This window comes from Hydrotalea flava (assembly GCF_001623405.1).
GTDB classification, from domain to species: Bacteria; Bacteroidota; Bacteroidia; order Chitinophagales; family Chitinophagaceae; genus Hydrotalea; species Hydrotalea flava.
In genome coordinates this window covers 25,339-41,803 of record NZ_LUHG01000093.1, presented here as the reverse complement: position 1 = coordinate 41,803, position 16,465 = coordinate 25,339, and the positions used below count along the sequence as shown (strand labels likewise).

Genomic DNA, 16,465 nt, shown 5'->3' with positions numbered 1-16,465 from the left:
TTACAGTTTTACATCTTCATCCCGGCCATGGGGTTAGCGCCTTTCTTAAAAATATACTCGCTGTTTAATAAATAAGCACCGCTGATAACGATAACATCCCCCGGTTGAAGGCCCGATTTTATCTGAACCCTATCTCCATCTTCCATGCCAATTTCAACCATTCTGGTTTTGAATGAACGATTGCCGGTTTGCACCCATACAGATGCACCAGTGCCGGTACGAAGTACTGCATCGGAGGGTAATGTTAAGGCATTTACCTGTTTCCCCTTTATAATTACATATGCCGGCATGCCGGGCTTAAGCAGATTATCGCTATTAGCCACATTTACCCGCAGTAAAGTAATACGTGTTTGCGGATTAGCTTCCGGATTGGTGAATTCAATTTTTCCTGTCGTTTCCCTGTCGGGTAAATCAGGAAATTGAACATGAGCAGTTGCATTAACATCAATCTGCGACAGTTGGGAAATATAAACCTGTGCTTCTGCCCAAAGTGATGATAGATTAGTAATCCTGACAATAGTACCGCCTTCATTTACATATTCCCCTTCGCGTATATCTAAGGTGGTAATATAACCGCTAACGGGACTATAAAAAGTTGTGACCGGGTTTATGACTTTTGTACTTGCTAAATCCTTTATTTGCGATTCAGATAACCCCCATAGCGCTAATTTGTTTTTGGCGCTTTGCACTAATCCGTTAAAATCTATTGTTGAATTATCAAGATTTTCTTTTTTTTCTAAAGAAAGTATGTATTCCTGTTTGGCATTATTCAGTTCTTCACTGTATAAATCATATAACTTATCGCCCTTATGAACATAATCGCCCAAATTTTTAAAGTATAACCGTTCAACTCTTCCCATCACTCTTGCACTAACGGCGTTAATTTTTTGCTGATCGGCATTTAGTGTTGCAGTCAAAACCATTTGGTCGCCAATCATTCCATTGTGTATGGTATCTGTTAAAATATTGCCCAATTGAATTTGCTGCTCATTCAATTTTACCTCGTTGTCATCCTGCGTTGTACTTTTCTTTACTTCTATCAGTTTCATGCCGCATATAGGGCAGTTGCCGGGTTTATCCAGCATTACCTGCGGGTGCATAGAGCAGGTATAATACACGCCGGCTGTATCTTTTGTATGTTCTGCATGGGCAGTATTTTTTGCATTTTTATTTTTACAGGCAAGAGATAAAAGTATTAATCCTGCCATTATCAATATTTTTTTCATTTTTTCATTTTTTTCATTAGTTAATCCTTACCCTGAACTTTTATAAAACTTTCACTATCCATTAAAAACTGCGCATTGGCTGCTACAGAATCGACAGGAGTAATACCACCTGTTACCTGGATCAGATTTTTATAAGTTACTCCTGTTTCTATTTTTTGCGCCTTGTATCCGTTTCCACTTTTTACAAAAACCACTTTTTCAAGGCCAAGTGATAATACCGCTTCACGGGGTAACCATTCTGCATTTACCGGGTTACTATAAATAGTTGCCCTTACCTGGCTGCCTATGGGCAATTGTAAAACATTATTATCAACATTTACTCTTGCTGTTACCGTTTTACTTCCCTGGCGGAAGAAGGGTTCAATGAAGTAAATGAAGCTGCGAAAATCTTTGTCGGGCCTTGCTTCCGGTACTATTCTTACTTTATTACCCACTTTAATAAAAGGCTGATCTAATGGGTAAATATTAAGCAACACCCATACTTTATCCATGTTATACACTTCAAAAATTGTTTGCCCTTTTTGCAGATACATCCCTTCTTTAAGGGCAAGCCCCTGCGTAGTTATTGAGGTAGCTTCATTCATAGCCGGGGCTTCCGGAACTGCATTATTCATCCCACTATTTAAAGCATCATGAATGTGACCGCTGTAATTGCTGTAAACAGAAACTGTAAACAGTGGTTGTTGTGTGGTTATTACCTGCTGTAATTGTTCACTTGGAAAACCCAGTAATAATAGTTTTTCTTTAGCGGCATTAATTAATAAAGTATTTGATGGATCGTTCTTTAGCAGGAATAAAAGATTCTGCTGTGCAGTCAGTAACTCAGGGCTATAAATGTCCATTATCTTTTGGCCTTTGCTGATTTTCTGATAGCGGTACCGAATATATAATTTTTCAATTCTGCCGCTTATCCTGGCTGATATAGCCCCTACTTCTTTAGTATTGTAGGCTGTATATCCGAGTGCATTTATTTCTATTGGTTCTTTACTCTTGAGTAAGGTAGTGGCAGGTATGGTAGAAACAGCGTAACTATTGGTTGGTAGTAACAGGGTATGCAAAGACACATCGTGTATCTTTTTACTTTCGTTTTCTTTTTTTACCAACCGCATGCCGCAAATAGGGCAATTGCCCGGCTGCTCACGAATAATTTGCGGGTGCATGGAACAAGTGTACAAAACCTTTTCTTCTTTTGCAGGCATATCCATGTTTCCCATATCAGCCATCCCGCTATGCTGGGTATGGATAGCATTTTTAGGATGCAGGACTTTAAAATAGAGTAAGGCAGCAGCAGCTAATAGTGCTATTACAGCCATGATAATAATTTGTATTTTATTTTTCTTTCCACTCATAAATGTTTTTAATTTATCGTATTTGAAGAATTCTTTCCAGCTCAACCTGCATAGCCAGTAATTGTTGCAACTGCCCGAGGTATTCGAACTGTGTCATGTTTAATGTTTCCCAAGCATCAAATAATTCAAACAGTTCTTCTGTATTTTGTTCATATCCCAATTCATAGGTTTTAAAGTTTTTGTATAAGGCCGGCAAAATTTTTTCTTCGTACAATTTTATTTGTTTGTTTTTGTTGAGGATATCTGTCCTCATTCCATAAGCTGTGCCTACAGATTCATTTAAAATCATTTGCTTTTGCTGCTGCAACGATTCGTTTTTCCATTTCAGGCTTTCAATATTGGCTTTATTCATTTTAGAAGACCATCTTGCCATTGGTAACCTTACCATACCCATTGCCGAGAATTGCAATGGCTGCTGTGCCCATCCATAAGAGTTTTCGAACCGTACCCCAAATTCAGGCAACAACCTTGTTCTTTCGGTTTCCTGTTTTAACCGGTTAACATACATTTCCTTTTCAAGGGCTTTTACATCGCTCCTGTTGGTTACAAATAAGGTAGTATCAAATACTATGTTTTGATAATCTTTTAAAGTGTAGGCAGTATCTATGTCAAACTCAATTGTTTTATCTCGGTACATTAATGTATTAAGGATGTATTTTTTTTGTTTTATTTGGTTCTCCAGCATAATCCTACTATTCTGTACATTGGCCAATGCTGCTTTGGCTTTGTAATACGCATTAATTTTTCCCAGCCCGTTTTTATAACGTATTTCAGCGCTTTGAATCATGTAGTTCAGGCGCTTTTCATTATCATCCAAAATCAGCAGTTGCTTTTTAATCACTATCCATTCGTAATAATTTTTCTTTGCTTCTGCGTATAGCTGATTGAGTGTATACCCTTTTTTTTCTTTTTCAACAGAGGACATGGATGACATATAGTTAGCGTCTGCTTTTAACCGTTTGGGATTAGGAATAATTTGCTGGGCACCAATTACATATTGCCCCATACCTGGCGCCCCGTTTGCCGCCTTCCAATATCTTGGCGCATAAGGCGTCATAAAAAAACCGGAAGTTAATTCAGGCGCCATCCAACTTTTAGCACCTTTGGCGGCTTCATCCAATGAACGTATTTCTGCATCGTACATTTTCATGGATGGATTACTAGCCTGAATAGAATCAAGGATTGAATTAATGTTTAATATTTTTTGAGACCGGGCTGAGAAAGTTATGAAAATCGATAACCCTGTTATAAAAAAAAATTTCTTTTTCATGAAAACATGTTTTAAATTAAATATGTCATTTTTCATTACCACTTTTACATTTAATGTTTTGTTTCCAATACTTCTATTTTCCCGTGCTTTTTTAGCTCATATTCCTTTTGCATTAAAAATATTAATGGTGTTACCAAAAGTATATGTGTTGATGAAGTAATTACTCCACCAATCATAGGTAGTACAATAGGAATCATTACATCACTTCCTACACCTGTACTCCAAAGAATGGGGACCAAACCAAATAGGGATACACTTACGGTCATCAGCTTTGGCCTTAATCTTTTAGCTGCACCGGCAATTACATATTCCCTTAAATCATCTCTGGTAATTGTTTTACTTGAGTTTCCTTTTTTTGCTATTAATTGGTCCATGGCATCATTGAGATAAATAACCATTACAATCCCTGTTTCTACTGCTAAACCAAACAATGCAATAAAGCCCACCGCTACAGCAACAGATAAATTCACATGCCAGAAATAAATTATCAAAGCGCCCCCAATTAAAGCAAAAGGAATAGAGATAAGACTGAAGAAAGCTTCCCGTGCGGAATGAAAAGCAAAATACATACACATAAAAATGATAACCAGCACAACCGGCAAAATCATTTTTAATGTTTTTTCCCCGTGGATTAAATTTTCGTATTGTCCGCTCCAATCAAGAAAATATCCTTTGGGCATTTTAGCAATCATTGCGCTTACCCTTTTTTGTGCTTCATCAACAGTACTGCTTAAATCTCTTTCTCTCACATTAAAAAGTACGGTTCCCCTGAGCATGGCATTTTCTGAGTTAATCATAGGGGGGCCTTCTGTAATTTTTACATCTGCTACTGCTTCCAGCGGAATGGGGCCATAACCGGGTGTTTGAATCTGCAGCCTTTTTAATGCCTGAATATTATTCCGGAAGTTTTGGCCAAAACGTGCATTGACAGAAAAACGTTGCCGCCCTTCAATGGTTGTGGTAAGCCTGACACCACCCAATGCACTTTCCACTACTGTGTTTACATCATCAATACTTAATCCATATCTTCCGATTTCATCACGTTTTACAGTTATGTCAATATATTTTCCCCCGGTAATCGGTTCTACATATAAATCTTTTACACCAGGGGTGCCATCTAACGCTTTTTTAATTTGTTGTGCAAAAGCATAAATTGTGTCTAAGTCCTGACCATATACTTTAATCCCCACATCTGTTCTGATGCCTGTAGAAAGCATATTGATACGGTTGATGATAGGCTGTGTCCATCCGTTGGTTACACCGGGTATCTGAAGCTTTGCATTCAGTTCATTGATAATACTGTCTTTGGTAAACCCCTTTCTCCATTCGTTTCTTGGTTTCAGCATAATAATGGTTTCTACCATGCTGATAGGAGAGTTATCTGTAGCTGTATTGGCTCTGCCGGCTTTACCCAGTACATGGGCTACTTCCGGAACACTTTTAATAATTTTATCCTGTACCTGCAATAAACGTTTGGCCTCCGAGTTAGAAACATCCGGCATCATTACGGGCATAAATAAAAGTGAACCTTCATCTAAGGGGGGCATAAACTCCCGGCCAAGGCCCATCACCAAAGGGATACTGATTACCAGCGCTACTATATTCGCACCAAGGGTTATCCACCTTCTTTTGATACATGCCCTGATAACAGGTTCATAAATTCTTTCAAGTACCCGGTTTACAGGGTTAGCATTGTCCGGTAAAAACCTCCCCTTCATAAAAAAAGAAATGAGTACCGGCGCCAGTGCTATCGCCAATATCGCATCTACTGCAAGGATAAATGTTTTTGTATAAGCCAGGGGATGAAACAATTTACCTTCCTGCCCTGTTAAAAGAAATACCGGCAGAAAAGAAGTAATAATAATAATGGTAGAAAAAAATACCCCTCTCGATACCTGTTTGCAGGCACGCTCTATGATTGACATTCTTATGTCTTCAGGAACTTTCCGGTAAGAAGATTTTTTTTTGTTGGAACGTTCTTTTAATTTTTTAAAGAAATTCATACTATTACTTATTTTCAGGGTGATTGCTGTTTTGCCATTCGGAAAGCTGGCGATAACTATTTTCAGACATTATGATTCCATTATCCACTATAACGCCAATGGCTAATGCAATGCCCGTTAAAGACATTAAATTGGATGACATACCAAATGCATTCAACAGGATAAAACTCGTGGCAATTGTTATGGGAATTTGAATAATGATACTAAGTGCACTGCGCCAGTGAAAAAGAAAAACCAAAACTACCAAGGAAACCACGATTATTTCTTCTATCAGTTTTCCTTTTACCGTTTCAATGGCGGCTTCTATCAATCCACTTCTGTCATAAGAAGTTTTAAATGTAACCCCTTCGGGTAAACCTTTTTCTACATCTTTTATTTTTGCTTTTATTGCCTTTATTACTTTATCTGCATTTTCACCATATCGCATCACTACTATACCACCCACCACTTCTCCCTCGCCATTCTCGTCAAAAATACCCAGACGCAAATCCCCACCCAACTGCACGCTTCCTATATCTTTAATGCGAACAGGGATACCATTGTACTGAGCTAAAGATATATTTTCAACATCTTCTTTATTTTTTATATAACCCAATCCCCGTATGATATACGCCATATCGCTCATCTCAAATTTCCGCCCCCCCACATCATTGTTATTAGCTTTTACTTTATTCATTACATCCATCATAGACACATTGTAGAATTGCATCTTTACAGGGTCTAATATAATTTGATATTGTTTTTCAAAGCCTCCGAAAGACGCTACTTCGGCAACACCCGGTACGGTTTGCAAAGCAAATTTAATGTACCAATCCTGTAGTGCCCGCTGTTCACCCAAATCCATTTTTGGTGCATTAAGATGATACCAGAAAATATGGCCAACACCCGTTCCATCAGGGCCAAGTGAAGGGGTTACACCCTGGGGTAACAAACGTTGGGCATAGTTTAATCGTTCCAGTACACGGGTACGTGCCCAATAAATATCAACGTCATCATCAAATATTACATACACAAAACTCATCCCAAACATGGAAGTGCCCCTGATGTTTTTGATACGGGGGATGCCCTGCAGATTAGATACTAATGGATAAGTTATCTGGTCTTCTATCAATTGCGGGCTTTGGCCCATCCATTCGGTAAAAACAATAACCTGATTTTCACTTAAATCAGGAATAGCATCCACAGGGTTTTTCTTCATGTTGAGGATGCCAAGAATGAGTAAGCCAATGGCAATCAATGATACCACAAACCGATTCCGCAGCGACCAACTGATGATCTTTGCAATCATGCTACAATATTTTTTAAATATAAAAATGAGAGGAAGATACAATGAATGCACTTTACACAAAGGCATACAAAATAACCCTAAGGCAAGGAGTCCGGGCTACAGGTAAGAAAATGATATTATATCAGAAAAATACGATTCCGTATGAAAAGCTGCACACTGCATAAATCAGGTGGTACATGTGTTGCGGAAATCTGAATTAACAGTGATGGAAAGTAAAGCGCTAAGTTTTCCATTACCAGTTGTGCTGGCAATACAAATACGGGTTGTGCAGCTTGAAAAACAAATGAATGGGCAATAGACTGATCCTGACTAACTAGTATTTTTTGTTGCACATCTTTACAGCATTTGTCTTTTCTGCTCTTTTTGAGCAGCATGCCACAATTACTGCAGTTGGTATTATCGGAAGTTTTCACCAGCTCAATTCCTGCCCATTTACCCATGCAATAATGTACATGAATGGTGGCACCCTGAACACTCAAGCCATACAGTAACAATAATAATATGGTGAAAAACTTTTTCAAAAAAAAAGATTGGATAAAACAATAAATTTTTCAATTTTCCAACACAAAAGTAAATCTATTTTAAACACTCCGTTACTTTTTTATGAACAAAAAGGGTAGATAGTATTTTTATACTAAAACGACCGATTGTATTTAAAAAAGTTTGCTTCATTTGTAATTACGCATATAAAGATAGCATAGAATAGTGATTCGCCAATTTTAAGATAGTGGCTCAGCAGTATATCCGGCACTCTTAACCAATTGAACAATCTCCTTTTCTTCCATCGAACCGGTTTGTACTGTAAGAACTTTATTTTTGTTCGTTGTATCTACTTCCCAATGTTCAATACTTTTTTCGTTATTCAGCACAGGAGATACTTTGGCAATACAACTACTGTACTGGATATTTGTTTTAAACTTTAATGATTTCATAAAATTATTTTTATTTTTTAACAAAATTAGAGAACATAAATACGCTAACCATTACAAAATTTTTAAACGACTTTACAATATTTTTAGAAGCAACAGCAATGTGAATGAGGTAAATTACAAGCGAATTGTTTTTAAACGTAAACTATTCAACACTACTGAAACAGAACTAAATGCCATAGCTGCACCGGCTATCATAGGATTTAACAAAAAACCATTAACCGGATATAAAATACCGGCAGCAATAGGAATGCCTATTATGTTGTAAATGAATGCCCAAAAAAGATTTTCACGGATTATACGTACCGTTTTTGCTGATAGTACTAAAGCTTTTGGCAACGCAGTTAGATCTTTCGTGATAAGGGTAATTTTAGCTACATCCATGGCAATATCGGTTCCGCTACCCATGGCTATACTAACATTGGCCAATGCTAAGGCCTGACTATCATTTATCCCATCACCTACCATCGCTACTATCTTCCCCTGTTGCTGAAGATCCTGAATGAATTTTGCTTTTTGTGCAGGCAATGCATCACTTGTATAATGCGTTATACCAACCGATTTTGCTACTGCTGCGGCAGTGGATTGATTATCGCCGGTAAGCATATACACTTCAATACCCATTTCATGAAGCGTATGTATAGCTGTTAATGCAGTTGGTTTAATTTCATCCGTTATTCCAATAATAGCCAACACCTGTAAATCGTTGGCAAAATAAACCACAGTTTTAGCAGATTGTTGCCAGGAATCAGCCAATGAAAGCAGTTCATTATTGAGTGAAAGCTTATGTTCCTCTATCATTCGTTTGTTTCCAACCAGCCACATTTTATTGGCAAAAAGTGCTGTTATACCCCTGCCTGTAATACTTTGAAAATCGGTTAAATGAATATCATTATCAGTTTGTTCTTTTTTTATATAATTAAGCACAGCCTCTGCCAGCGGATGCTCGGATTTAGCTTCAAGTGCATATAAAATGTTAGCAGGCAAATGACGATCAGCAATGGTTTTATTCCAAACAATTTCTGTTACAGTTGGCTTTCCTTCTGTGAGTGTGCCTGTTTTATCTAAAACAACGGCATTTACTTTGTAGCCTGCTTCAAGGCTTTCAGCATCTTTAATCAGGATATTATTTTCAGCTCCTTTACCTATACCTGCCATCATTGCGGTTGGTGTTGCTAAACCCAATGCACATGGACAGGCAATAATTAATACCGTAACAAAAGCAAGTAAAGCATGTGAAAAGGCATCATTTCCGCCTAACAGCAACCAAACAGCAAAAGCAAGCAAAGCAATACCCATTACAACCGGAACGAAAATACCGGCTACTTTATCTGCCAATCGTTGCACAGGTGCTTTGCTGCCTTGTGCCTCCTGCACCAATTGTATAATATGCCCCAATACTGTATCACCACCCACTTTTTCGGCCCTAAATATAAAATGGCCTTTTTGATTGATTGTTCCGGCATACACACTGCTACCTTCATATTTTTCAACCGGTGTATATTCTCCGCTAATCATACTCTCATCAACAAAAGAAGTTCCCTTTGTAACAATGCCATCTACAGGCACTTTTTCACCTGGTTTCACAACAACCATATTACCTATTGCAACTTCAGCTGTCAGTATTTGCTTTTCAGCACCATTTTCAAAAATAGTTACTGTATCAGGTTGCAATTGCATTAATTTTTTCAGTGCGGAAGAAGTATTTGATTTTGCTTTTTCTTCCAACAACTTCCCTAATAAAATAAACGTAATGATTACAACAGATGCCTCAAAATAAACATGTGTTGGTAATCCGCGGCTAATCCAAAAAGACGGAAAAATTGTTGTAAAAGTGCTAAATAAAAAAGCAGTGAAAGTACTAAGCGCAACTAACGTATCCATATTTGCTTTTCCATGCCTGGCCTGCTTCAATGCATTGATAAAAAACTGACGTCCAAAATAAAAAACAACAGGAATAGATAAAAACATCATCATCCAATTGCCATAAGGTACATGCATAAAAACCATACTGATTAATACCACAGGGATGGAAAAGAGAAAAGCAAAAAAGGTTTTTTGTTGTAGCATACGAAACTGTAAATCCTCGCGCTGTTTACTTTTATGTATATCCCCTTTCTCATCAATCATTAAATCATATCCAATTGATTGAACAACAGACTTTAATTTTTGTGGTGTTACAACCGATTCATCATACTCAACCATCACCTGCTGTGCAGCATAATTCACATGGGCATGTACCACACCATTAACAGGTTGCAACATTGATTCTACGCTAATTGCGCAAGATGCGCAACTCATACCAATTACCGGAAATATTTTCTTAACTGTTTGCATACATAAATGTTTGATACCACAAAGTTCCTTACAAAGCAAAGCCTGAGTATTACAACATTTATAGTTTAGTTTACAAAATAATTACATTAAGAAAGTATTGATTATTATGGTTGATGATTATTCCGAATCAAATAATATTATCTAGCGGCTTTCTTTGTCCTCCAATTTTTTTAAATTCAGTTGGCGTAAATCCGGTCATTTTTTTAAATTGAGCAGATAAATGCGCAACACTGCTATACCCCATTGCAAAAGCAATATCGCTTAAATTCATTTCATCATAGGTTAATAGCTCTTTCACTTTTTCTATTCGCTGTAAAATGGTATATCTTTCAATGGTTACGCCTTCTACAGAAGAAAATAATGTACTTAAAAAATGATAGTCATATCCTGTGGCATCTTCTAATATTGATGATAGTTTATGGGTAAAGAACTCTTCACTATTCTTCTGAATGAGTTGAATAATGATGTTTTTAAGAGATTCAACCAGTGCAGAGCGCTTGTCATCCAATATTTCAAAACCATTTTCTGAAAGTAATTTCCTGAAGGCTGACAATTGTGTTTCAGATGGTTCATACATAGTTACTACTTCACCCAACCGTATATTTTTATAGGAAATATCGGTATCATCCAACAATTGTCCTACAACTTTAATACATCTGTCGCAAACCATATTTTTGATCAATAATTTCATTTTACAATTTTTAAGATTCAACCAAGTTTACAAAATTTATTAAAAAGTACTGCATTCAAGTACTGCACTTAAATATTTATTACCACAAGCAATATAAAGCCTGTTTAAAGTAACTACTTTTTAATATTTATTTAATAAAATAAAAACAGCTTGAATTGGCTTTTGAAATAAGATATACCCTTACTTTTGCACGCAATTTAATTATGAAGCAAATGGAAACCGGTTCGGACCATAGTAATTTAAGATTCTCTTCCTAAGCTGCACAAACGTTTTTAACTGTGGCTATGGAAGCAAATAGTCGTTAACAGTTAAAAACAATACTCATGCATATTGTATTTTCACTTTTTTGTCATACGCTACTTTTTAGCCGAAGTTGTGGTGCATTGCTATAACCTATTGTAAAGCTTTGCTATTACAGTGGGTTGTTTACTACCGGCATGAAACACAATTAATTTTAACGGGAAAAATCCGGGCGTTATGTTAAAAACAACAGCAGCTAAATTAGTGAAGCATATTTCCTTTTCAGGAGAAAATACAGCTCAGGCTGTTCAATCTGCCTCTGTAACCAAATTAAAACAGGTAGCTACTGCTTCAAAACCCGAAGTAATTACTTTATTAAAAACAAAAGAAACCGGCCTTTCAACAGAAGAGAAAGAAGAAAGAGAACAGGAATTTGGACTCAATGAGGTTTCACACGAAAAAGCACCATCCTGGTACATTCAACTACTCGAGGCATTTCTGAATCCATTTATTGGAGTATTAATTATAATAGCTGCCATCTCTATTATAACAGATATTATTACTGCTGCACCTGGTGAAAGAGATTATAAAACAGTAACTGTTGTGGGCGTAATGGTATTACTCAGCTCTTTTTTAAGATTTTGGCAGGAATTTAGAAGCAATAAAGCTGCAGAGCAGCTGAAAAGCATGGTTAAAACAACGGCAACGGTTTTGCGTAATGGTGAAGGAAAAAAAGAAGTGGATATTAAGGATTTAACTGTTGGAGATGTGGTATTACTTTCTGCGGGAGATATGATTCCTGCCGATTGCCGTGTTTGGACATCTAAAGACTTATTTGTAAGTCAGGCTATGTTAACCGGCGAATCGCTACCTGTTGAAAAAAGAGACATCAGCATTACAGATGCCGAACAAAAATCGCCTTTGGAATTAGAGAATATTTGTTTTATGGGCACCAATGTGGTAAGTGGCGCGGCAACTGTTATTGTAGTGAACACAGGCAACCAAACTTATTTTGGCTCAATCAGTAAATCGCTAACCGGCAAAAGGGCAGAAACCAGTTTCGATAAAGGTGTAAACAGTGTAAGTTGGCTATTAATTCGGTTTATGCTGTTTATGGTTCCGCTCATTTTTATTTTAAATGGTGTAGTAAAGCATAACTGGCTCGAAGCCTTACTGTTTGCCATTGCCGTAGCGGTAGGTTTAACCCCCGAAATGCTACCCATGATTGTTACCGCCAATTTAGCAAAAGGTGCGTTGAACATGAGTAAGAGGAAAGTTATTGTAAAACGCCTGAATGCCATTCAAAACATTGGCGCCATGGATATTTTATGCACCGATAAAACGGGCACATTAACTATGGACAAAATTGTGTTGGAACGTCACTTGAACGTATTTGGAGATGATGATGATGAGGTATTAAAATGGGCCTACCTGAACAGCTTCCACCAAACCGGATTAAAAAACCTGTTAGATGTTGCTGTACTGGAACATGCCGAATTACATGATTATCTGAAAGCTGAAGAACAATATACAAAAGTGGATGAAATTCCATTTGATTTTCAACGCAGAAGAATGTCTGTTATTCTAAAACAGAAAAACGGCAAACACCTGCTCATCTGCAAAGGTGCAGTGGAAGAAATTTTAGACCTTTGCACACATGCTTTTGATCCCGGAGAAGACAAAGAATTACATATTGAAAACGATAAAGTAATTCCGATTGATGAAGCCATGCGTAAAACCATTTTAAACACTTCAAAAAAATTAAACAAAGAAGGGTTAAGGGTTTTATTGGTAGCCATCAAGGAATTTGATAACAGAGCACTTACCTATTCTGTTGCTGATGAAAAAGACATGACCATTACAGGTTTTATTGGTTTTCTGGATCCGGCAAAACCCTCTGCACAACCTTCCATTGAGGCATTACAGAAATTAGGTATTACTTTAAAAGTATTAACCGGCGACAACGAAACTGTTACTAAGAAAATTTGTAAAGATGTAGGCATTACTGTACAACATATTTTACTGGGTAATGAGTTAGAGAAAATTTCTGACGATGAACTGATGGCAAGAATTGACGACATTAACATTTTTGCCAAATTAAGTCCACTACAAAAAAGCAGGGTAGTAAAAGTATTGCAAGCCAAAGGGCATACCGTTGGCTTCATGGGTGATGGCATTAATGATGCCGGTGCACTTCGTGATGCCGATGTGGGTATTTCTGTTGATACGGCTACGGATATTGCCAAAGAAAGTGCAGATATTATTCTGCTGGAAAAAGATTTGATGGTACTTAGAAAAGGGGTGATTTATGGAAGAAGAACATTTGGCAATATCATTAAATACATTAAAATGACTGCCAGCAGCAATTTTGGCAATATGTTTAGTATGCTGGGCGCCAGTGCATTCCTGCCTTTCCTACCCATGTTACCTATTCAGTTATTGGTGCAAAATTTATTGTATGATATTTCGCAAATATCCATTCCATGGGATAAAATGGATGCTGAATATTTGGAAAAACCCAAAAAATGGGATGCAAGTGGAATAGCCAGATTTATGTTCTTTATTGGACCTATCAGTTCAATTTTTGATTATGCAACATTTGCTTTATTATTCTTTTTCTTTAAAGCAAATAGTCCGGCACATCAATCATTTTTCCAAAGTGGCTGGTTTATAGAAGGTCTGTTATCACAAACATTGATTGTTCATATGATTAGAACAACCAAAATACCATTTATACAAAGTTGGGCAACGGTACCGGTTATTACATTAACATTGGTCATTATGATACTTGGAACTTACATTCCCTTTTCACCATTGGCAGATGCACTAAAAATGCAACCCCTGCCCTGGATATATTTCCCCTTTCTTATTGTAATATTAATCACTTACTGTATTTTAACCCAATTAATCAAGGTCTGGTTTATCAGGAAATTTGGCCAATGGCTTTAAATCAATTATTGTAGTTTAAAAAATATTTTTCCTATTACTTTATGAATGGATTATTTTCCTGATAGGGAAACTATTTTACAACCACAAATAAACATGAATCGAATACAATCATTTTTCAAATTTTTTACGTCATGAAATGGATATTTACTTCTACCCTATTATTTGCTTGCTTTAATATACATGCACAACCTGTTTTTCAGATGGATAGCTCCGGCAATTGGAGCCATCATTTTCAGATAACGGTTATTTCACAGAGCCATTCAGGCTTTTCAGCTGCATATAGTGGTAAAAACAGTTTAGACAATGCTGTAGAAACCGGTGCCACCAGTTTAACTACAACTTTATTTCTTGGAAGAAAATTATGGAAAGGAGCAGCAGCATATTTTAATCCTGAAATGTCGGGAGGTAATGGGCTGAGTTATTCACAAGGTGTTGCCGGCGCATTAAACGGTGAAACCTATCGGGTGGGTAATGTTGCACCACAATTATTTATAGCAAGAGCCTATTTGCAGCAAAATATTGCACTAGGTAATAGCAAATACACCAACGTTGCCGATGATGAAAATCAGGTGACCGATAAAGTACCTAATAATCGTATCACCATTACTGCCGGAAAATTTGCTATCAGCGATTTTTATGATGACAATACTTATAGTCACGACCCCAGAACACAATTTTTTAACTGGTCGTTAATGGGTAACGGTGCATGGGATTATCCTGCCAACACACGTGGCTATACTTATGGCATTGTAGCAGAATGGTATCAAAACAACTGGTCATTTCGTTTATCCAGTGTAGCTGTTCCAACGATAGCCAATTCCCATAAAATGGAATACCGCTTATCTAAAGCGCATTCTGAAACACTTGAAATTGAGAAAAAATACAACATCAATCGTCAACCCGGTGCCGTTCGTTTTATCATTACCAATTCCTATACCCGTGCACCATCTTATCAACAAGGAATCAATGCATTGAATAACAACAATAATTATTTATTAAGTGTAATTAGTGGGGAAGCCGAAAATAATACTTATGGAGGTAAAAAATTTGGATTAGGCCTGAGTGCAGAACAGGCATTGAATGATGATATTGGTATTTTTTCCAGATTAGGTTGGAATGATGGCAAATATGCCACCTGGGCATTCACAGAAATTGATCAGTCGGCCAGTATTGGGCTGGCTGTGAAAGGCACCCGCTGGCATCGGCCGGCGGATGTGGCAGGTATTGCAGGTGTACTGAATGGCATTTCGAAAGACCATCGCGATTTTTTGGCTGCCGGAGGTTATGGTTTTATTATTGGTGATGGCGCATTGAATTATGGACACGAAGGCATTATTGAAGCTTATTACAATACTTATTTGTTCAACAACTTTTGGTTAACCTTCGATTATCAGTTTGTGAACAATCCGGGGTATAATACAGACAGGGGTCCGGTGCATGTATTTGGCATTCGCGGACACTTTGCGCTATAACTTAAGAAATACGCATAACGGTAAGGTTTTTCATCGTCCCTGAGAACCTTACCGTTTTTATTTTGTTATTACGGTAAAATAACAGGATGTCAAAAGTTTATTCTATCAAAACCATTCAATATATTCCTACAGATATTGCTACAGCATGGGATTTTTTTAGCAAACCCGATAATTTAAAAACCATTACACCCGCCCATTTTGGATTTGAAATCATCAGCAAACACCACAGCCCTGAAATGTATGCCGGACAAATTATTGAATATACGGTAAAACCAATATTGGGTATTCCATTATACTGGATGACTGAAATTACACATGTAGTGCCACAACAATATTTTGTGGATGAACAACGCTTTGGACCTTATACACTCTGGCATCACCAACACCATTTTAAATCAGTTAACGGTGGCGTTGAAATGACGGATATTGTTCACTACAAAATTCCATTTAGTTGTTTGGGAGATATTGCCAACAGCCTTATGGTAAAAAAACAATTGCAACAAATTTTCAATTATCGATTCACCGCAGTAGAAACCCTGTTTGGAAAATGGCATCAATCATCTACATCAGTTGCTAATGTTGTTTTGATATAAAAATCTACCCTTAACGTATTAAATTTTGCTTAATACGGTTACCTGTTATCCATAGTGGGTATTAATGTGTTATAACTTTGCACATTCTTATCAGTATGGCAACCCAACCTTTACACTT

12 protein-coding genes are annotated in these 16,465 nt (G+C 37.1%); 3 read left to right on the top strand and 9 right to left on the bottom strand.

Annotated elements, in window-relative coordinates:
- Positions 1 to 8 precede the first annotated feature (8 nt).
- The 9 genes from A0F92_RS11085 to A0F92_RS11045 form a co-directional block, all read right to left on the bottom strand.
- Positions 9 to 1,226 carry an efflux RND transporter periplasmic adaptor subunit gene (locus A0F92_RS11085; protein ID WP_068245820.1) on the bottom strand — a complete coding sequence of 406 codons (1,218 nt, stop codon included), beginning with the start codon at positions 1,224 to 1,226 and terminating at the stop codon, positions 9 to 11.
- A 20-nt stretch (positions 1,227 to 1,246) separates the two neighbouring features.
- Complete coding sequence (locus A0F92_RS11080; protein ID WP_253810389.1) at positions 1,247 to 2,575, bottom strand: efflux RND transporter periplasmic adaptor subunit; 1,329 nt, start codon at positions 2,573 to 2,575, stop codon at positions 1,247 to 1,249.
- 13 nt (positions 2,576 to 2,588) lie between these two features.
- Positions 2,589 to 3,845, bottom strand: coding sequence for a TolC family protein (locus A0F92_RS11075; RefSeq protein ID WP_068245887.1), 1,257 nt, complete (start codon positions 3,843 to 3,845; stop codon positions 2,589 to 2,591).
- Positions 3,846 to 3,895: 50 nt separating this feature from the next.
- Positions 3,896 to 5,848 (bottom strand): efflux RND transporter permease subunit, encoded by a 1,953-nt coding sequence (locus A0F92_RS11070; RefSeq protein WP_068245817.1) that lies wholly within the window; start codon positions 5,846 to 5,848, stop codon positions 3,896 to 3,898.
- 4 nt (positions 5,849 to 5,852) lie between these two features.
- Complete coding sequence (locus A0F92_RS11065; protein WP_068245814.1) at positions 5,853 to 7,136, bottom strand: efflux RND transporter permease subunit; 1,284 nt, start codon at positions 7,134 to 7,136, stop codon at positions 5,853 to 5,855.
- 116 nt (positions 7,137 to 7,252) lie between these two features.
- Complete coding sequence (locus tag A0F92_RS11060; protein ID WP_068245811.1) at positions 7,253 to 7,657, bottom strand: HYC_CC_PP family protein; 405 nt, start codon at positions 7,655 to 7,657, stop codon at positions 7,253 to 7,255.
- A 198-nt stretch (positions 7,658 to 7,855) separates the two neighbouring features.
- Entirely contained in the window at positions 7,856 to 8,068 is a 213-nt protein-coding gene (locus A0F92_RS11055) for a heavy-metal-associated domain-containing protein (protein ID WP_068245808.1), read from the bottom strand.
- A gap of 114 nt (positions 8,069 to 8,182) precedes the next feature.
- Positions 8,183 to 10,402 (bottom strand): heavy metal translocating P-type ATPase, encoded by a 2,220-nt coding sequence (locus tag A0F92_RS11050; RefSeq protein WP_068245805.1) that lies wholly within the window; start codon positions 10,400 to 10,402, stop codon positions 8,183 to 8,185.
- Positions 10,403 to 10,529: 127 nt separating this feature from the next.
- On the bottom strand, positions 10,530 to 11,093 hold the full coding sequence (locus A0F92_RS11045; protein WP_068245802.1) for an AraC family transcriptional regulator: 564 nt from the start codon (positions 11,091 to 11,093) through the stop codon (positions 10,530 to 10,532).
- Between the two features lie 477 nt (positions 11,094 to 11,570).
- Here A0F92_RS11045 and mgtA point away from each other — a divergent pair, with 477 nt between their 5' ends.
- The 3 genes from mgtA to A0F92_RS11030 all read left to right on the top strand — a co-directional run bounded on the left by mgtA (position 11,571) and on the right by A0F92_RS11030 (position 16,347).
- The gene (gene mgtA, locus A0F92_RS11040) at positions 11,571 to 14,282 is read left to right on the top strand and encodes a magnesium-translocating P-type ATPase (RefSeq protein ID WP_167517036.1); all 2,712 of its coding nucleotides are present in this window, start codon (positions 11,571 to 11,573) and stop codon (positions 14,280 to 14,282) included.
- A 131-nt stretch (positions 14,283 to 14,413) separates the two neighbouring features.
- On the top strand, positions 14,414 to 15,754 hold the full coding sequence (locus tag A0F92_RS11035; RefSeq protein WP_068245799.1) for a carbohydrate porin: 1,341 nt from the start codon (positions 14,414 to 14,416) through the stop codon (positions 15,752 to 15,754).
- A gap of 86 nt (positions 15,755 to 15,840) precedes the next feature.
- Complete coding sequence (locus A0F92_RS11030; protein ID WP_068245796.1) at positions 15,841 to 16,347, top strand: SRPBCC family protein; 507 nt, start codon at positions 15,841 to 15,843, stop codon at positions 16,345 to 16,347.
- The last annotated feature ends 118 nt before the right edge of the window (positions 16,348 to 16,465 follow it).

Coding starts and splice junctions, on each gene's coding strand:
- A0F92_RS11085 (WP_068245820.1), bottom strand. CDS start 1,226: ATGAAAAAAATATTGATAATGGCAGGATTAATACTTTTATCTCTTGCC.
- A0F92_RS11080 (WP_253810389.1), bottom strand. CDS start 2,575: ATGAGTGGAAAGAAAAATAAAATACAAATTATTATCATGGCTGTAATA.
- A0F92_RS11075 (WP_068245887.1), bottom strand. CDS start 3,845: ATGAAAAAGAAATTTTTTTTTATAACAGGGTTATCGATTTTCATAACT.
- A0F92_RS11070 (WP_068245817.1), bottom strand. CDS start 5,848: ATGAATTTCTTTAAAAAATTAAAAGAACGTTCCAACAAAAAAAAATCT.
- A0F92_RS11065 (WP_068245814.1), bottom strand. CDS start 7,136: ATGATTGCAAAGATCATCAGTTGGTCGCTGCGGAATCGGTTTGTGGTA.
- A0F92_RS11055 (WP_068245808.1), bottom strand. CDS start 8,068: ATGAAATCATTAAAGTTTAAAACAAATATCCAGTACAGTAGTTGTATT.
- A0F92_RS11050 (WP_068245805.1), bottom strand. CDS start 10,402: ATGCAAACAGTTAAGAAAATATTTCCGGTAATTGGTATGAGTTGCGCA.
- A0F92_RS11045 (WP_068245802.1), bottom strand. CDS start 11,093: ATGAAATTATTGATCAAAAATATGGTTTGCGACAGATGTATTAAAGTT.
- mgtA (WP_167517036.1), top strand. CDS start 11,571: ATGTTAAAAACAACAGCAGCTAAATTAGTGAAGCATATTTCCTTTTCA.
- A0F92_RS11035 (WP_068245799.1), top strand. CDS start 14,414: ATGAAATGGATATTTACTTCTACCCTATTATTTGCTTGCTTTAATATA.
- A0F92_RS11030 (WP_068245796.1), top strand. CDS start 15,841: ATGTCAAAAGTTTATTCTATCAAAACCATTCAATATATTCCTACAGAT.